The sequence below is a fragment of the Flavobacterium proteolyticum genome (assembly GCF_015223105.1).
In the GTDB taxonomy this organism is placed as follows: domain Bacteria; phylum Bacteroidota; class Bacteroidia; order Flavobacteriales; family Flavobacteriaceae; genus Flavobacterium; species Flavobacterium proteolyticum.
Genome location: NZ_JADFTZ010000007.1, coordinates 32790 through 52066, shown reverse-complemented (window position 1 = coordinate 52066; position 19277 = coordinate 32790). Strand labels below are relative to the sequence as shown.

At 28.5% G+C, this 19277-nt stretch carries 17 protein-coding genes; 14 read left to right on the top strand and 3 right to left on the bottom strand.

The window, feature by feature from the left end; translation table 11 throughout:
• Nucleotides 1–9: 9 nt before the first annotated feature.
• From IM755_RS12020 to IM755_RS12010, 3 genes are read right to left on the bottom strand one after another with little or no spacing between them, the layout of a single operon-like run.
• A complete protein-coding gene (locus IM755_RS12020) occupies nt 10–849 on the bottom strand; it encodes a phytoene/squalene synthase family protein (RefSeq protein WP_194097190.1) in 840 nt (279 codons plus the stop codon).
• A gap of 1 nt (nt 850) precedes the next feature.
• Nucleotides 851–2311 carry a phytoene desaturase family protein gene (locus IM755_RS12015; RefSeq protein ID WP_194097188.1) on the bottom strand — a complete coding sequence of 487 codons (1461 nt, stop codon included), beginning with the start codon at nt 2309–2311 and terminating at the stop codon, nt 851–853.
• Between the two features lie 55 nt (nt 2312–2366).
• Nucleotides 2367–3266, bottom strand: a complete 900-nt coding sequence (locus IM755_RS12010; protein WP_194097186.1) for a MerR family transcriptional regulator — start codon at nt 3264–3266, stop codon at nt 2367–2369.
• Nucleotides 3267–3579: 313 nt separating this feature from the next.
• Between IM755_RS12010 and IM755_RS12005 the strand changes: the two genes are divergently transcribed.
• From IM755_RS12005 to IM755_RS11940, 14 genes are all read left to right on the top strand, one after another.
• Complete coding sequence (locus tag IM755_RS12005) at nt 3580–4815, top strand: site-specific integrase (protein ID WP_194097184.1); 1236 nt, start codon at nt 3580–3582, stop codon at nt 4813–4815.
• Nucleotides 4816–4827: 12 nt separating this feature from the next.
• Nucleotides 4828–6063, top strand: coding sequence for a hypothetical protein (locus IM755_RS12000; RefSeq protein ID WP_194097182.1), 1236 nt, complete (start codon nt 4828–4830; stop codon nt 6061–6063).
• A 101-nt stretch (nt 6064–6164) separates the two neighbouring features.
• A complete protein-coding gene (locus IM755_RS11995; RefSeq protein ID WP_194097179.1) occupies nt 6165–6398 on the top strand; it encodes a helix-turn-helix domain-containing protein in 234 nt (77 codons plus the stop codon).
• Nucleotides 6399–6495: 97 nt separating this feature from the next.
• On the top strand, nt 6496–6912 hold the full coding sequence (locus tag IM755_RS11990; protein WP_194097177.1) for a helix-turn-helix domain-containing protein: 417 nt from the start codon (nt 6496–6498) through the stop codon (nt 6910–6912).
• Nucleotides 6909–7616 carry a P-loop NTPase family protein gene (locus tag IM755_RS11985; protein ID WP_194097175.1) on the top strand — a complete coding sequence of 236 codons (708 nt, stop codon included), beginning with the start codon at nt 6909–6911 and terminating at the stop codon, nt 7614–7616. The genes IM755_RS11990 and IM755_RS11985 overlap by 4 nt, the downstream gene beginning before the upstream one ends.
• 48 nt (nt 7617–7664) lie before the next feature.
• Nucleotides 7665–7961, top strand: coding sequence for a plasmid mobilization protein (locus IM755_RS11980; RefSeq protein WP_194097173.1), 297 nt, complete (start codon nt 7665–7667; stop codon nt 7959–7961).
• A 4-nt stretch (nt 7962–7965) separates the two neighbouring features.
• Nucleotides 7966–8760 carry a relaxase/mobilization nuclease domain-containing protein gene (locus IM755_RS11975; RefSeq protein ID WP_194097171.1) on the top strand — a complete coding sequence of 265 codons (795 nt, stop codon included), beginning with the start codon at nt 7966–7968 and terminating at the stop codon, nt 8758–8760.
• Nucleotides 8750–9190 (top strand): hypothetical protein, encoded by a 441-nt coding sequence (locus IM755_RS11970; protein WP_194097169.1) that lies wholly within the window; start codon nt 8750–8752, stop codon nt 9188–9190. The genes IM755_RS11975 and IM755_RS11970 overlap by 11 nt, the downstream gene beginning before the upstream one ends.
• A 2-nt stretch (nt 9191–9192) precedes the next feature.
• The gene (locus IM755_RS11965; RefSeq protein ID WP_194097167.1) at nt 9193–9561 is read left to right on the top strand and encodes a hypothetical protein; all 369 of its coding nucleotides are present in this window, start codon (nt 9193–9195) and stop codon (nt 9559–9561) included.
• 131 nt (nt 9562–9692) lie between these two features.
• Nucleotides 9693–10169: a hypothetical protein gene (locus tag IM755_RS11960; RefSeq protein WP_194097165.1), complete on the top strand. Its 477-nt coding sequence runs from the start codon at nt 9693–9695 to the stop codon at nt 10167–10169.
• A 277-nt stretch (nt 10170–10446) separates the two neighbouring features.
• Complete coding sequence (locus tag IM755_RS11955) at nt 10447–11103, top strand: helix-turn-helix domain-containing protein (protein ID WP_194097163.1); 657 nt, start codon at nt 10447–10449, stop codon at nt 11101–11103.
• Between the two features lie 128 nt (nt 11104–11231).
• On the top strand, nt 11232–11669 hold the full coding sequence (locus IM755_RS11950; RefSeq protein ID WP_194097161.1) for a T9SS type A sorting domain-containing protein: 438 nt from the start codon (nt 11232–11234) through the stop codon (nt 11667–11669).
• A 4-nt stretch (nt 11670–11673) separates the two neighbouring features.
• Nucleotides 11674–18846: an RHS repeat-associated core domain-containing protein gene (locus tag IM755_RS11945; RefSeq protein WP_194097159.1), complete on the top strand. Its 7173-nt coding sequence runs from the start codon at nt 11674–11676 to the stop codon at nt 18844–18846.
• Nucleotides 18834–19217 carry a hypothetical protein gene (locus tag IM755_RS11940; protein ID WP_194097157.1) on the top strand — a complete coding sequence of 128 codons (384 nt, stop codon included), beginning with the start codon at nt 18834–18836 and terminating at the stop codon, nt 19215–19217. Before IM755_RS11945 ends, IM755_RS11940 begins: the two co-directional genes overlap by 13 nt.
• The last annotated feature ends 60 nt before the right edge of the window (nt 19218–19277 follow it).

Sequence of the window (19277 nt, the reverse complement as noted above, 5' to 3'; positions counted from 1 at the left end):
ATAATAGTATTAAATTATATTTAATCTGTATTTGACATAGCATCTTGCTAATAATTCTACTTTTTGATAATCAGAAACTCGTATACGCGTATTTTTGATTTCTAAAGAAGGTGTTTTTTGAAGTTTTTTCAATAATTTTTTATAATATCTATACGCCGTATAAACTCCAAATTTAGCTTCTAAAGGTAAGTTTTTAATCCCTTCATAAGCAGCTTCAAAATCACTTTCGATATCAGCAATGATTTCTTGTTTCGATTTTTCATCTAAATGATTCAAATCGGTATTAGGGAAATAAGTTCTACTTAATTCTTCAAAATCAGCTTTTAAATCGCGTAGGAAATTCACTTTTTGAAAAGCCGAACCTAAGCGCATAGCTGAATCTTTTAATTCATTATACTTTTCATCATTTCCGTTTACGAAAACTTTCAAGCACATTAATCCCACAACATCAGCAGAACCATAAATATATTCTTGATATTCTTCTGTTGTTTTGTATTCACTTTTGCTTAAATCAAGTTTCATACTTTTCATAAAAGCATCAATCATTTCTCGTGGAATATTATATTTATTCACAGTATGTTGAAATGAATTTAAAATAGGGTTTAAACTTATCTTTTGCGAAAGTGCTAAACTTAATTCCTTTTCAAATTGAGAAAACAAAGCTTCTTTATCGTAATCGTGAAAAGTATCTACAATTTCGTCTGCAAAACGAACAAATCCGTAAATATTATAAATATCTTGACGGATACTAGGCGCTAACATTTTTACAGCAGATGAAAATGATGTGCTGTACGCTTTCGTAACTTTTACGCTACAATCAAATGAAACGTTATCAAAAATGGACTTCATACTATTGATACTTTTTTATTAAATCGGCAACTAATTTTCCTGAAATTAAGGATGGCGGAACTCCCGGTCCTGGTACGGTTAACTGTCCAGTAAAATACAAATTTTGTACTTTTTTACTTTTCAATTTAGGTCTTAAAAAAGCAGTTTGCAATAAGGTATTGGCCATACCATACGCATTCCCTTTGTACGAATTATATTCTTTAACAAAATCATTTACACAAAACGATTCTTTAAAGATAATATTATTTTTTACATTTTGATTAGTTAGGTGTTCTAATCGTGTTATTATTTTTTCAAAATATAATTCTCTTAATTCTTGAGTGTCTTCTAATCCTGGCGCTAAAGGAATTAAAAAGATTCCAGCTTCTTTTCCTTCTGGAGCTGAGTTTTCATCAGTTTTTGATGGAAAACTTGCGTAAAATAAAGGTTCTTCTGGCCATTTTGGATTATCGTAAATGGCTTCTGCATGAATATCGAAATCAACATCGAAAAATAAAGAATGATGCTCTATGTTTTCAATTTTTTTATCAAACCCAACATAAAATAGGAGTGAAGAAGGAGCAAACGTTTTGTTTTCCCAATATTTTTCCGAGTATTGACGGTATTTTTCATCTAATAAAGTTTCCGAATGATGATAATCAGCACCACTTAAAATTACATCAGCTGTGATGATTTTATTGTTTACTAATAATCCGGTTGCTTTACCATTGGTCACATCAATCTTTTCTACATTAGCATTGGTTTCGATTTTTACACCTAATTCTTTTGCTAAAGTTTCCATAGCTAAAATTACCGAATACATTCCGTTCTTTGGATGCCAAGTTCCTAAACCAAAATCGGCAAAGTTCATGAAATTATAAAAGGATGGAGTATCGCTTGGTTTTGCTCCCAAAAATAAAACGGGAAACTCTAAAATTTGAACTAATTTCATGTTTTTGAATCGTTTTCGAACATCTTTTTTAATGTTACTGAAAAATTGATTCACTTTTTTTGCTGTTTCTAAAGTAATCAATTCCAAAGGCGATTCTCCTGGGCGATATACTAAATCTTTAATGGCAATATCATAATTGCTTTTAGCTTCTGCCATAAATTGCTCTAATTGCTTACCACTCCCTTTCTCAATGGATTCGAAAGTTTTTACAATTTCTGGTAAGTTATCGGCAATGGTAACAAAATCTAAATGTCCAAAATAGACTTGATAAGCGGGAGAGAGTTTAATTAATTCGTAATAATCAGAAGGTTTTTTACCAAAATCGGCAAAGAAGCGTTCGAATACATCAGGCATCCAATACCATGTTGGCCCAATATCGAAAGTAAAGCCTTCCTTTTTAAGTTGACGCGCTCTTCCTCCTATGGTGCTGTTTTTTTCGTAGATAATTACATCGTTACCTTGTTTTGCTAAATAGCAAGCTGCAGCTAACGAAGAAAATCCTGAACCGATTATGGCGATATTTTTACTCACTTGTTTTTATTTTGTTTAACAAAAATAGTAAAAAAGTTAAACAAAACAAATATTTTTACAAAGTATTTGAAAGTTCTTCTATGCTATTAAATACATGTACGTTATTTTTGATGACTTTGGATGATATCGATTGCGTCATTCTGCCTAATAATAACAATTCATGATTGGTGTTTTCAATAAGTTTAGCTTGAATATCAATCATATAATTGTCAATTTCTTCCTGATTTGGTTCAACAGTTAAATAGCTTACAAAAGAAATTTTTTCGTAAGAGTTTTTTAAATCCAATAAACTTTCAGTAGGTATACTTTCTCCTAAATAGATAGTTTGATATCCTTTCAATAAGATTTCATAATTTAAATACATTAATCCAAGTTCGTGAACTTCATTTAGAGGAAGAAAAAGTACAAAGACTTTATCAGTTCTTGTAGGTTCTTGTATTTGTACTTTTTCTGTATTTATTAAAAGTTTTTGTTTAATTAAATAACTAATGAAATGTTCGTGTGCTGGAGAAATGGTTTCGGTTTGCCATAGAAATCCAATTTCTTGCATCAGAGGTATAAAAACAGTGTAAAATACTTCGCGAAATGATTTCTCACTCAATAGTTGATTGTAAGTATTGAAAAACAAAGATTGATCAAAATTCATCATAGCCATTTTAAAAGTACTAATGGCGTGATTTTTTGCGCTTTTTTCGGAAATAATATCGTTGGCTAACTTGTTAATTTGCTCTTGATTAAGCGTGCCTATTTTTGAAATTTTATAACCGTAATTATGAAGTAGTACGATATTTAAAAGCTTTTGTAAATTCTTGATATCATATGAACGAATGTTAGTATCAGAACGCATAGGTTCTAATACATTATAGCGTTTTTCCCAGATACGGATCGTGTGAGCTTTTATTCCTGAAAGATTTTCTAAATCTTTGATACTGAAAACATTTTTAACGTTGTTCATCTCTCATTTCATTTTGTTTAACAAAAGTAATAAAAAAAGTGAACAAAAAAAGTATTTTGGTTAAAATGTTTAACGATATTCTGAATTTGGTTAAACAAATAAGATATAGGGGATAGAATTGAGAGAAAATTGAAACAAAAGTGACCAAGGAGGGAGTTCTTGTTTTTTTAAACTGTTTTTAATTCATAATAATTCATTATATTTGAAAAATAAAGGGTTATGAGATTAAATTTTAATTAGTTTTAACTGATTTTAATAATAAAATAATCCCCCTTTTGCTCCCCTAGTGTAATTGATTATAATGAATTTTAATATGAACTATTTGTTTGAACTTAGAAAGGATAAGGTAAATAAGAATGGACTCATTCCAGTCAGAATAGTCATAACTTCTAATAAAATTAAAATTCGGAAAAATCTACCTAATGTGAAAACTTTATTGGAGGATTGGGACTCAAAAAACGGATATATTAAAAACCATAAGAAACACCAATATTATGAAGAGTATCTAGATTCAAACAAGGAGATTCAAAATACTAAGGATAAGGTAGAGAAGATTTTTAACTTTTTTAAATTCAATAATATAGAGTTTTCTGAAAAAATATTCCTAGAGAAATTTGGTAAAGATGAAGTCTCTGTTGGAATTGATTTTTTTGAAGCATTTGACGACTTTGTAAAAGCTTCCAAACACACCAAAACAGAAGGAACTATTAAGCGATATATTACTTTGAGAAATTTTTTAATTCATTTTACTCAAGTAACTAAATATCCTATCCGTTTTGATACAATCAATTTAAATTTTGAGGAAGAATTTATGGATTATGCCTTTGAGGAAAGAAAAACTCTAAATAATTATTATGGAAAATTAATAAGCATTATAAAGACTTTCATGAACTGGGCATTTAATCGAGGCTTACATAACAATCTGGAGTTTAAAAAAATCAAGCATGTAGAAAATGAGATTGAGGTTATTTATCTTGAAAAGGATGAGTTGTTAAGTTTGTTTGAATACCCTTTTGAGAATAACAAGCTCTCCAGGGCTAGAGATTTTTTCTGTTTTGGATGCTTTACAGGATTAAGATACTCCGACATTTATAACCTTCATAATGCTAATATTAGCGAGAGTTTTATCGAATTAAACATAATTAAAACAAAGACCATTAGTCATAGAGTTGAATTGAATAAATATTCTAAAGCTATATTAGATAAGTATAGAGGAACAATACATCAGCCTGTTCCAAAGTTTTCATCTCAGAAATTAAATGATTACATAAAAGAATGCTGCAAGATTGTTGGGATTGATAAAAATACGACTATAACAAGATATATAGGTTCAAAGCGAATAGAAGAAACATATAAAAAATATGAACTTATAACTTGTCATGTATCGAGAAAGACTTTTGTTACAAATTCATTATTAATGGGGATGAATGAAAGAGTTTTGAGAGATTTTACTAATCACTCTTCAGAAAGATCGTTTAAGAAGTATGTAAAATTAACAAATGCTTTAAAACAACAGGAAATGAAGAGAACTTGGGATGAAAACTTTTAAATATTTTTAGATATGAATGCACTATTTTTTATTAGACAAAACTTTAAAGAAATTTTTTTTAAGGACAAAAAGGTTGAAGAAGTTAAATACAAAAGAATACTTCCTTATTTTTCAGTTATTTCACATAATATCAATAAATTAGAATTGACATATTCAATTCTTAATGATATTAAATATGACATAATTAAATATATAAATTATGATGAATTAGATTATTTAATTGAAAGTATACGTAATGATAATAAGAAGGAAATTATTAAAAAATTAATACTTCAAGAAAATTACAGATGGTATTACCAAATACAAGATAAAGTTGAATCGGATATTGAAAAGGCAAGATTATTAAATAACACCTCTGAATACATTGCGTTAATAATTGGAATGAAAGTGGAGCTTAAAAAAATTAAAGATTCTATATTTTTCAGTGATATATATTCAAGATTAGATTATATTTTAAATAAGGAGCTTATAACTCCATTTACATTAAATTATTTTGAAGTGGAACAAAAATCTAATGTTCCAGTTCGTCAAGCTTTATCTTTATTCTTTAAACATGAAAAGAATGAGGCAATTATACAATTTAAAAGGTTACTAAATATTGATAGAGAATCAAGGCTTGATTCATCTTTTCAAGCTGAATATTTTGAAATGACTAGAATGTTTTTTGAAAAGTTAAATTTAGACTTTATTCCTATAATTGATTTTAGCAATTATGATAATCCAGTTTGTTTGTCAAATGAAAATGGGAATTTCATAACTAAAGAAGAGATACAATTAATAATTGATAAAGAAGATTACTTTAATAAAAGAGGTTTTAAAGTTGATATCAAAGATTTAATTAGAAAAGATAAGATTGTCAATAAAGAAAAGTTTATTGGAAGTTATTTGTTGTTTTTTCAAAATATTTCAAAAAAAGTTACTGAAAAGCACATTGATATTTTGTTTTCTTGTTTTACACAATCAAATCCAAAATACGATGAATTTGAAATTTTTGATTCAAGAGAAACTTTAAAAAATCTATTAAATAAAAATAATAATGTGCGTGAGTTTTTAAGTTTAAACAATGAGTTACTTGATAAAGGAATAATAGATGTTTCTAGAGCTAAACTTATAAAATTACTTTCAATGTATTTTATTGAAGTGAAAGGTATGGGATATGATAATATAAAACATATGATTACAGGAGCAGAAAGAGATAAAACAAAAAAAATGCTCCCTCATTATTTAAAGAAGTATTTTTATGAATAACTTGATAATCAGTTTTTTAAAAAGTAGAGTAATGCGGTGTAAAGTTTATTTTCCAACTTAAATTTAGTTTTGCCAATGTTAACCAAATAAAATAAGTTAAAATGGCATTACAGAAAAAACAAACCGAAAATGATTCTAAAATTATTATTCCAGAATCAGATGACAGATTAAATCAAAGACAAGTTGCAGAACTTTTTGGTAGAACTGAACAAACAATAATTGCTTGGAAAAAGCAAGGTAAAATTCCATATTTCCAATTAGGGAGATTTCCTATATTTAGTAAATCTCAATTGACAAACCTTGCTTTAAAAAACCCTCATTTAATCAATGACTAAAGATCTAATTAGAACATTTGTTCTACTTAGGTCTTTTTTTGTTGCATCCATCCTATAAATGTAAATGTAGTGAAATTAATTAAAAACAATTTAAATTATGAGTATAAAACCTTCATATTATTCTTATTTGACATCAGCCGTTAGATATGATAAAAGATTAAAACCTAGCGCAAAGTTGCTTTATAGTGAAATTACAGCATTGTCCTCCCAATACGGATTCTGTTGGGCAACAAATAGATATTTTGCAGATTTATTTGAAGTAAGAACTGAAACAGTCAGTTTATGGATTAATTCATTAGTAAAACTTGGATACATTGAATCAAAAATTATCTATAAAGAAGGTACTAAACAAATTCTAAATAGGTATTTAGAGATTAAAGGAAGCGGTATTGTTAAAGACATAAATATATCTATTGATGTTTTTCTAAAAGATAATAAGAAAATTATTAATAGTAAATCTAATATTTTCTTTAAAGAAAAAAGTAATAATTCACGTGAAAAATTTATAGAATGAGAACAAAACTTGCATCTATGGAAATAGTACTCAATCATTTTTTGTTGAGTTTAAAAGAAAGAAAAAAAGTTGCGGACAAAAAAGAAAGAAAAATTATGAGTACTGACGAAATGAAAAGACTTTACATTAAAGTAGCTAAAGAATATTATAGCAGAGAAAATCGTGATTTTATAATTGATGAAAACAATCAAAATTATCTGAATTTGTTATGTAAATATTTTTCTGGAGATATTGAATTTGAAACTATACATCGTGGTGAACTGAGAAAAGGATTGTTAGTAATTGGTAATCCTGGTACAGGAAAATCATCCAGTTTTAAAATCATTCAAATGATATCAAAAAATTATAGATTACAAAGCCTTTGGTTCCCTATTGTAGAAACAAAAAAAGTGGTTGAAAAATTTAATGTTGAGAAAAATAAGGATTCAATAATTGAAAATTACTCAATTGGTACTTTTTGTTTTGATGATTTAGGAAGTGAAAACGAAGCAAATAATATTCATGTTTGGGGTTCTAAAGAGGATATTTTTATTAGAATTCTTGAGAACCGTTATGATGAGTTTATTGCAAAAAACACAAAAACCTTTATTACTACAAATTTATCATTAATACAAATTGAGAAACGATATGGATCAAGAGTTAGAGATAGATTTGTTTCTATGTTTAATCTTATAGAGCTTAATGGTACAAGTAGAAGATTTTAATAACTTTTTCAATTCTAATTTTAACTTAAGGGAATAAAGAGAATATATATGAAACAACATATAATAAAATTTCGTGTATCAAAATTAGAGGAAGCTATCATAAAAAAGAAAGCAAAAGATTCTGGAATAGCTGTTTCAGAATTATTGAGAAGACTTGCTTTAGGATATAAATTGACATCTAAATTGAGTCCTGAAGAAATTGAAGTATACAAAACATTAACTACTTTTTCTTCAAATTTTACAAGAATTAGCAACCTATTTAAGTTAGGAGATGTGGATGGATTCAAAAAAGAATCATTAGAAACTTCAAGAATTATTAGAGAACATTTAATGAAGTTAAAATAGATATATGATAGGTATGGCTAAAGCATGTTCTGGTGGTGGTTCTTTATTGAATTACATCATGAATGATAGGAAAGGTTATGAGTTGTTTAGAAACAATCTCTGTGGCTTAAATCCAAAAGAAATAATTGAAGAAATGAATATAATTCAGGATTTAAGCCACAGAGCAAAAAATAAGACGCTAAGTTTAGTCTTATCACCTTCATTTGATGATGGTCACAAGTTGTCCAATTCTGAACTTAAGGAGATGACAGTTGAATTTATGAAAGATCTTGGTATTGATACTGAAAATCATCAGTTCCTTGCATTTGTCCATACCGAAAAACTTCACAAACATATTCATATCTATTGCGGGCGTTTGAATATGGATTCTGGAAAATTGGTAAGTGACCATTTTATTGGTAAGAAGGCACAATGGGCAGCTCATCGTATTGCTTCGCGACGAAATCTAATTTCAGCGAAACAAATCATGATTAATAAAATTAAAGCCAATCAAAGTGAAGGTTTTACTATTCCAAAATCTACAAAAGACGAAATCTACAATAAGCATTTAAAAGCGTTGGAAAGACAGTATAATTCTTTGGAAGAATATTTTCTAGTGATGAGAACAATGGGAGTTGAAGTTCAACCTTCTATAAATAAACAAGGATTAATTCAAGGTTATCGATTTGTAAATGTGGCCACAAAAGAGAGTTTCAAAGCTTCAGAGGTAAATAGAAAAATCAACATAAAAGACATAGTTGGAAATCCTAAAATAGAAACTAATAAAAAGCCAAAAATAAAGTTTAGACATGGCAGGTAAAAAACAACCTGGTTTGATTGATATGGTCTCAATCTTACTAGAGGAAATGGAGAAAAATAGAGAATCAACTAAAGATTTATTTGATGTTGCAGATATATTAAATTCAAAAATGGATAGTTTGAAAAATCACAATCCTAAATTAAATATTGATTCTCTAAAAGTTGAATTAGATAAATTTCAAAATCAATCTAATCTGAACAAAAACGAAATGATTAAATTAGTTTATAATCATATAGAATCGCTAAAAAGGCACCAATTAGAAATATCACAAATAAAACCACCAGAAACATTAAGTTGGTATTTAGATTTAAAAGTATGGATGATAATATTTTTAAGCTTTTATTCAATTTACATAAGTTATCTATTATATCAGTCAAATACAAATTTATCTACCTTAATTGAACAGAGAACTACATTAAATAACAAATGATTATGGCTGATTTATTTAAGTTAAGAAGAGAATTAGAAGCTATTAATAAATTATCAAATCAAAGTCTAGATGACATCAATTTTGAAATTGAAAATAGTCAAACTGAATTACGTTTTTATTCAAAATATGTCAGAGTTCAATTTTTATACATATCATCTATACTTTACACAACACTATTATTAACCATTCTTTATATTTTGATGAGTTGGCATAATAGCCAAGTAAATCAATTAAATGCAACATCTGTTAAGTTTCAAAAAATCAGTTATGATAAAGGTTATAATGACTGTACTAATAAATACAAACAATTTTTTCTTGACAATCCAGCGGCTATGCATGATTTCGAAATTTGGGTAAATAATTTAGAATAATTTTATTTTTAGTATGAAAATATTTGTTAAATTTAGCGTTGTATTTTAAATGTATGATTATGGAAAATTTTAGATTTTATTGGGATGAGTATGTGGCCAATAGAGAAAAGCATGAAGATTATTATAATATTATGGAGAATTACTCTGATACTCCAATTCTAAATGAAATATTGCGATATATGAATGAGAAATTCCCCAATTGGAATACAAATTCAGGAATCGGATTTTATGCAGCTGAATTTGTTTCTGATATTATAGATGAATTTGAGTCTTATGTGAATTATGAAGAATCTGAAGAAGAGGATAATGATGATTGTGAAGCAAATGAAGAAGAGTTTACAAAAAAGGAATTAGAATTCTTACATCATACTATTTCTTCCGATTATGGTACTATAATGGAAAATTTTGAACATAGATTTAATATGTATTCAATTGGCGAATTTGAAGCATATTTAGAGAGTCTAATTGAGAATGAAGTTGATGAGGAGAAAATAGAAGAACTTGAAGACATTTCTCAAGAAGCTTACGGTAAAATGTATGATGAGTTCAAAATTAAATTAAAAGAAAAGATTGTTTACGACTTCAAAAGTGATATAGTATTTGATTAGAGTTGAAAATCGAATAATTCCTTTAACGGTCTAACTTATCGAGATGTGCCTTTGTGTCCACAAATTTCTCCGAATTTGCAGACAAAAAGGCAATCTCGTTTTTGCTCCCGAAGGTCGCAAAAAGGGTTTTAGATTATTTTACGAAGTTCAAATGTTATTATTTGATATGTTTAAAATCAAAATTGAAGGAATTTTATTGAAATTTAAATAAATATTACTATTATTGTATTATCCCTAAAAATACAATTAATTGTATTAACTTATAAATTTTTAGATTTTGAATATTTTTATTGCAGACGATCATCAGATGACTATTGACGGTTATAAGATGATACTTTCTTTTTCAAATGTATTAGGGGAAAATATTAACTACATTGAAGCAAATTCATGCAAGGATGCCTATTTAAAAATTAATAAAGCTCTAGAATTAAACACAAACATTAATTTAGCTATTATTGATTATTCGATGCCAATTTATCATGAAAAAGATATTTTAAATGGTGGCGATGTATGTAAATATTTAAAAAAGGCTTTTCCAAATTGTAAGACTATAATTTTAACCTCTATTTTAGAGAATGTTGTTTTGTTTGATATAGTTCAAAATGTTTCTCCTGATGGAATTGCAACTAAAACAGATGTAAACGGAAAAGTTTTTTTGAACATTACAGAAACAGTTTTATTAGGCAATAAATTCAGAAGTAATTTTGTCGTTAAACAACTAGAAGAAATATGGGAAAATGAAGTTTTTATTAATGAGAAAAATAGACTAATACTTCATTTTTTATCCATTGGTTATAAAATTAGTGAAATTGCAGATGAACTGTCAGTTTCTGAAATAACTATTAAAAAAAGAATCTCCAAAATAAAGCAATCCTTTAATCTTAAAGAGGATGAAAACATTCTTAAAGAAGCCAAATCTCGTGGTTATATTTAAATTTTAACAATAATTATACCTCAGGTATACATTTGGTTAAATGTTAAAATTTGCTTTGCAGTTAGTTTGAATTGTTAGAATTTCGCTTAGTTTTTTAAAGAAAATCAACATTCAAATTTTTATTATTTATGAAATCATTTTTGTTTTTATTAATACTTTTTCCTCTTTTTTCATGGGGTCAAACAGTAACATTTACTTATGATGTTGCTGGAAATCAAATTACAAGAGTTTATAATTCAACTGGAAATAAACAAAGTTCAGAGCCAATTAAAGAGTTTCAAGATTTAACAGAAAAAGATTTGAAAAAATTTTTCCCAAATGATATTATATCATATTACCCAAATCCAGTAAGAGATGAATTGTTTATTCATTGGGATTTGATTGATGATAATAATGTTAATTTAGTTGAAATATATGGAGTTTCTGGGCAATGTTTAAAAAAGGTCACTTCTTTTAATGAAAATTCCATAATACTTTCTTTTATAGATTTCCCAATAGGAACTTATCTTGTTCAAATAAATTATGTAAATGGTGATCAAAAATCAATTAAAATAATTAAAAATTAGTCATATGAGATCTAGATTACTTATAATATTCAGTTTATTTATAAATTTTGTAGTAGCTCAGAATTATCACGATACACAAGGAAAATTGCAAATAAATAATGGAGGTCAGGCAAGTTTTAATATTCCCATTGCAATGCCACCAAGTATAAAAAGTGTAGGTCCAACTATAAATTTGACTTACTCAAGCAGTGGAGTTTCTGGGTTAGCAGGTCAAGGTTGGGGTATTTATTCAATTTCTTCAATTTCAAGAGTAGCTAGTAGATTTGATATAGAAGGTTATAGAGATGGGGTTGATTTTGATCAAAATGATAAATTATCATTGGATGGACAGTATTTAATGTTAAAGTCGGGTACGTATTGGCAATCTGGTTCCATTTATGAAACAGAAGTACAGAGTAATGCCAAAATTGAATTAATTGGTAGTGGTTCTAGTATGTATTTTATTGTAACAGCTCCTGATGGTTCTAGATGTTGGTATGGAAATTATGGTGGGCAACAGGCTACTGATTTAACAACATATTATATTACAAGATTTGAAGATATAGATGGTAATTTTATCACGTATCATTACAATAGTTCTTTTAATTCAATTGCAATTAGTGAAATTCGTTTTAGCGCTAACATTATATCAAATCCAAATCCTCTAAATAAAATTGTATTTACATATAATACAGCTTTAAGACAAGAGTCTCTATACATTAAAGAATTAGAAGTAAAAACAAGTAAGATTTTAGAAAAAGTTGAGGTTTTTACAAATGATATTTTATTCAAGAGATATGAAATTTCTCATTCTCAAGATTCTAATGGTTATCAGAGGGTTACGCAAGTTCAAGAGTTTAATTCTAATAATGAACCTTCAAATCCAATATTGTTTGAATATAATCAAACAAATTATAGTGCAATCGAAAACAATGGTTATTATGGGGGTGAGTTTTCATCAGATTTTAAACACATTGTTTCTGGAGATTTTGATGGAGATGGTAGGTTAGATTTTACAAATAAAGACAAAATCTATTTGAATTTATTTTCTAATAATTTTACTATTTTTGATAATGTTATCAATCTTCCCATTTCACTTTTTAAAGGTAGAACATTCGCTATTACAACTTTAGAAAATAATAAGTTAAAGCAAGGTAATCAAATACTTAAAGTTGAAGAAAATTTAAGCTCAATTAGTTTAAAAACTTATAGTCTAAATGGACTTAGTTTAGAACTAATAAATACAAAAAATATTGAAATAAATAATCAAATTTCAGAATGCTTTGATTATTGTTATCCTGAAATGGAAGATGCAAATGGTAATATTATTCCAAATCCAAATTCCAGATGTAATAATTTAACTCAAATAAAAAAAGCACATACAAAATATCTTGAGGGCGATTTTAATGGGGATTCGATTTCTGATTTTCTAATTATAAATTTTAATGAAAGATTACTCTTTAATGTAATTGATCCAAGTAGTGGTGATCTTTACAGTGATTATGAATTAGATATTCCAGTTAATGAAAGTAATCCTTTGTGCAAACCATTAACTGAAATTATTAATGTTAATGAAGTTAGATTTGTTGATTTGAATACAAATAATCCCGCATTATCTAATACGATAGGAAATTATACAATTCAATCTCCACATTTAGATTTTTTAATAACTTCAAAATTTTATGTAGCTGATTTTAATGCAGATGGTAGATCGGATTTAATAGCAATCAAAACTGACGGTACTTATAAAGTGTTTTCTTTTAAAGTTGATTCTATTCTTCAAAACATTGAATTAGAAGTTATTGGTGCTGGTAGGGTATCGGATTATACAATTAGAAAACAAATTTTATTTGGTGATTATAATGGAGATGGTAAAACCGACATAATGTTACCTAATTCAGATGATAAAGGATGTAAAGATTGTGATTTATGGCATATTTATTTGAGTAACCCTAAGTTAAATAATGGTGAACTTTTTGAAAAAACATCAAAAAATATAGTTGAATATTGGACAAATTCAGAGACCTATTATGAGACTCAATTTTATTTTAATCAATATTATGCAATTGATGTAAATAAAGATGGGAAAACAGATTTGGTTAGAATCTGGATGAGTAAATATCAACCTGAACCATTTTGGGATGACAAAGATTGGGATACTAAGTGGCGCTATGAAGCTTATATTAATAACTTAGGTTTTAATGGTCAATTTAATCAGCAATTTGTATCAAGTGATCATCATAATCAAGATCCTGGATTACCTCTTCCAATTGTAGCAAATTTGGATTATGTTGGAAATGGAAGACATGATAAGTTTAATTCAGATATAGTTGTTTTAAGATGGTATGGACAATTACAGTATTTAGATATAGAGAAAGATTATACCCAAGATAATCTTTTGAAAAAAGTAACACAATCAAATAATGCAATTGTTGATGAAATTTTTTACAGTAAATTAACACTCCCTTCAGGTGGATTAGGAAATTCAAGTAATTTTTATTCTTCTAGTAACCAATATAATTATCCTTTAGTTGAGTTTAAACAAATGACAAGTTATAATGCGGTTAGTAAATTAATAAATACTAGCGGTGGATTAACTAAACACCAATTGTTTAAATACAATGGTTTAACTTTTGATGTTATAGGTATAGGACTTGTTGGTTTTAAAAAAGTGGCAAGAACTAATTGGTTCTTAAACGAAAGTGATGACAGAATTTGGGTTGAATCTGTAATTGATCCTACCAAGAGAGGAGCATTAGTTTCAGCTTCAACATTTAAGCCATCAAATACAACGAGCTTTTTATTTTTAAATTCAACACCTCCTGCAACTTCATTAATTAATCAGCAGGTTTTTAATTTTCAACAATTAAATGCAGTTGGGACTTATCCTTACGTATTATTAAAAACATACGAGAAAAACACTGATTTTATTTCAGGTACAATTAAAGATGTTATATATGAGTATAGCACAGATGGTTATTATCTTGAAAATAAGACTTTGACTAGAAGTCTTTCAACTGCTAGCCTTACAAATATTCAAGGAACTAATTTAATAGAAACACTTTATGATAATAATACATCTGGGGTAGGAGCTAATTATTATATCGGAAGGCCAAAGGAGTATATTTCAACAAATAAATTATTTATAAACACTATTTCTAATAATAGTTCAGATAACTCAAATACTCAAGTTTCTTCTGAAAAGTTATTTTATAATAACAATAATTTAATTAAAACCGAAAAAACATTTAATGGTTCAGCTGAAAAATTGGTTGAAGAATTTGAATATTTTCCTAATGGTTTAATGAGTAAAAAAACGATGAGTGCTCAAGGAACCACTTCAGTAAATGCTGTTGTTCCAATAGTTACTGAATTTACTTATGATACAACTAACCGTTTTATTAAAACAACAAAAAATGTAAATGATAATTTAACCGTAACAAATAATAGTTTTGACCCAATTTATGGTTTAGTTACTTCTTCAACAAATGCTTTAGGGCAAACTACTACATATGTATATGATAAATGGGGTAAGAATACTCAAATTACCGATTTCTTAGGGAAGAGCATCGTATATACGTATTCCAAAAATGGAAACATATTCACTACACTTGAAACTGGTGACGATGGTAGTGCAAGTATTGTAGAACAAGATGAATTGGCTAGAGAAATTAGAAAAGGAAGTAAAGATTTAAACGGAAATTGGAATTACATTAAAACAGAATACGATGCTTTAGGTAGAAAATATAGAGTTAGTGAACCATATTCAAGTACATCAAGTCCGTCACAATGGAGTACAATTGAATATGATTTACTTTCTAGACCCATAAAATCAACAGCCCATACAGGGAAAATTGTTAACACCATTTATGATAGCAATTCTACAGGTAGTATTGTAACTGCAAATGAGCCTTTAATGAGCAAAACTAAATATTTAGATGCTAATGGTTTAGTGTATAAAGCTATTGATGAACCTGGAGGTATAATAAATTATAAATATGATGCCAATGGAAATTTATTAGAATCTGAATATGAAGGTATTTTAACTAAAATTGAATACGATGCTTGGGGCAGAAAATCAAGATTGGAAGATACGTCAGCGGGAATATACACTTATTCTTACGATGCTTTTGGAAAAATAAAAACAGAAACTACACCAAAAGGGAGTACTTCTTATACTTATGATAACGGCGGTAGAGTTGCAACTAAGACATTAGCTGGTTTAACAACTTCTGATGCTACTAATATGACGGCAACATATACTTACGATGCTACTAATAAATGGCTGACAAATCTATCCATTACAAATCCAATTGATGGAAATAGTTCATATGACTATACTTATGATTCTGCCACGAAACAAATCAATCAAAGTGTTGAAAAACTGTATGAAGTTGGATCTTCAAGTCCAGTTGCTACTTTTACTAAGTCGTTTACTTTTGATAATTTTGGTAGAGTAAGTTCTGAAACAACAACTGCTTTGAGTTATGGTAAAACAAGTACAAAATCGATTAATTATACATATAAAAATGGTGCCAAATGGCAATTAAAAGATGGCGCTACAGTTATTTGGCAAGCTAATGATGTTAATTCTAGAGGTCAATTAACCACGGCTCAATTTGGGAATGGTATAAACATAAGTAACACATTTGATTCTTATGGATATTTATCTCAACAGAAACATGATAAAGGGACTACTAATTTTATGACATTAAATAATCAATTTGAGCCTATTTTAGGTAATTTAATGAATAGATATAATAGTCTTTTTGATAGTAAAGAATATTTTGAATATGATAGTTTAGATAGATTAACAAAGTGGAATGGTGTTTCAACAATGTTGTTAAATTTACCATTCAACACAACAACCGACGGATTTACTTTTTTAGGAGGAAGTACTAAAGGTAGTGTCTCCAATGTTTCAGGAACAATGAAGGTAATTTTAAAAGCGCCTTCTGAGACTGAATTGCCTATAGCAGCTCAAAGAAATTTGTCATATACTTTTGAATCTGGTGAACAATTAAGAATTAGAGCAGCAATTTCAAATAAATCAGGTTCGTACGGAGTAATAACTCAAGTTACCATACTTGAGATAGACCCAAGCGATCCTAATAACTATGCTGAATATGAAGTTGGCTCTTTTGAAAATGGTAATTTAGATTTTACTTACACAGTAAGCAATTTAGTGCCTAATCCTATTTTAAAATTTCGTTTTAGTATTAATCCTGCTAGTCCCGAATCTTCAAATGGTGGAGGTATTGTTATTCCTAACGCTACCTTCTATGTAGATAATTTAAGAATTGACAAAATTCCAAGTTTAAATCAAGTATATGATAATAAAGGTCGTATTACACAAAATGTTTTAGGAGAATACAAATATGAAATTCAAAATAAGCCCTATCAAAATAGCAAAGTAAAATTAAGTTCTCAGGGGCAAAGTTACTATGCAACAAGTACTGTAGGTAATCAAGAAATTGATTACAATATGTTTAGTTCTCCATATCGTATTGCTATTCCAAATAAGGATATCTTAAACATATCTTATAATATTTCTGAACAAAGAAGTATGATGTATTGGGGAAATACAAATTCAAATAAAACGTTAAGACCCTTTCGTCGTTATTACAGTGCCGACGGAAGTATGGAGGTAACCGCTAATTTTACAAATAACAATTTTACAGTCCCAAGTAGTGTAGAAATTATTACTTTTGTAGGAGGAAACGCTTATAGTTCAGATATTGTAGTTAAGAATACTTATATAGGTACAGCTACAACTCCAACAGGTGGTTTGTTTTATTTGCATCGCGATTATCAAGGAACAATTCTTGCTATTTCAAATGCTACAGGGACACTTATCGAAAAGCGTCAATTTGATCCTTGGGGATTACTGTCAAAAGTTCAAGATGCATCAGGTAATACATTAGCAAAATTAACGTTCTTTGATAGAGGTTATACAGGACACGAGCATTTAGAAAGTGTTGGTTTAATTAACATGAATGGTCGTATATACGATCCTATGTTACACCGCTTTTTACAGCCTGATAGTAAAGTACAAGAGCCTTATAATACTCAAAACTACAATCGTTATGGTTATTGTTTAAATAACCCACTAAAATATTCTGATATTAGTGGTGAGGATTTTGGTGTTTCATTTGCTATTTCAATGGCAGTTGCGCTTGCTGTTTATTTTGGCGATGCTGTAATAAATGACAGGCCTATTACGTTTAGAGGTATAGCTACAACTGTTGTAACCACATCGGTAAGTGCTGGTATAGCATATGGAATAGGAGATATAGTTTCGGGTATAAAAAATTTATATGTAAGAGCCACAGTGCAAGCAATTGCCCATGGCTCAACACAAGGTACTTTAACGGCTATACAAGGAGGTAAGTTTTGGACAGGTTTTGCCTCAGGTAGTTTAAGTAGTGTTATGAGTAGTTTGTGGCAGGGTGGTGAGCACATTGTTGATAATGGCGATTATACTATGAGTCGTAAGATGATTGAAGGCTTAGGCGGTGCAAACCCAGGCACAGCAGGTACTATGTTTTTTGGTACAATTAGTGGAGGAGCTGGAGCCGCCATTAGTGGAGGTAACTTTTGGCAAGGGGCAGTAACAGGAATGATTGTGAGTGGACTGAATCATACGTTGCATGATCCACGTCCAAAAAGAAAAATAGATTATAAAAAGTACTTTTCATCATTATTAAAAACATCGCTGACAAGTGGGGCAATTGATATTGCAGCTTATGCAGTTACTGGTCAATATAGACATTTGTTTGGTCCTGATGCTATTGCAGTTTCGGGAAATGCTAATGCAGGTATTGGAGGAGTAGTTAAACTAGAAAAAGGAGGGCTTTATATGTTAAGAGGTTTAGATAAAGGTCAATTTTATCAATATGACGATATAGGTGTTGGAGGTACTTTAGCTTCTGCATCTGCAAACATTAGTATTACAAAATTATATTATTCAGGGCCTAGTAATTTTAAACATAATGTATTTCTTGGTCAACGATACGAATTGAATTTTGGAATTGATGTAGGAATTGGTGTTGGTGTTACAGGCATCTATGCTCCATTAGGAGGTGGAAAATATGTGATAGGTTTCGGTTTATCTGGAGGAGTAGGGGTAAGTGCAACAGCTGCCGATATAAATTTAAATTATGGTACAACTTCAAGAACAACACCATGGAAAGATTAATTAAGTTTTTTATATTATTTTTAATATTATTATTGACAGGTTGTCTTCACCAAGAAAAAATACAAGGCTTTATTAAAGTAGAGGACGAAATTACGGCTGATACAATTGAATCGGTTACAATAAATAGAGGTATATTAACTTTAAACAAAAAATATACTCTATTTAGTAATTGTTTCTTAATTTACAAAGATAGTTTTCCAAAATGGATAGAAGATTATGGAGAACCTGATATTAAATCAGATGATTATTTTTTTGAGCCCTTTATAACGGATATTAAACCACCATATGTTATATATAAATTTAAAAATGAAAAATATTTTTATATAATTAAGAATAATGATACGTTAAAATTTGAATTAGGCGATTTTTAAAATTTTTATCCCCCGCTCCCTCACGAATCCTTTCGTGTGGGGCTTTAACAAAATAAAAAA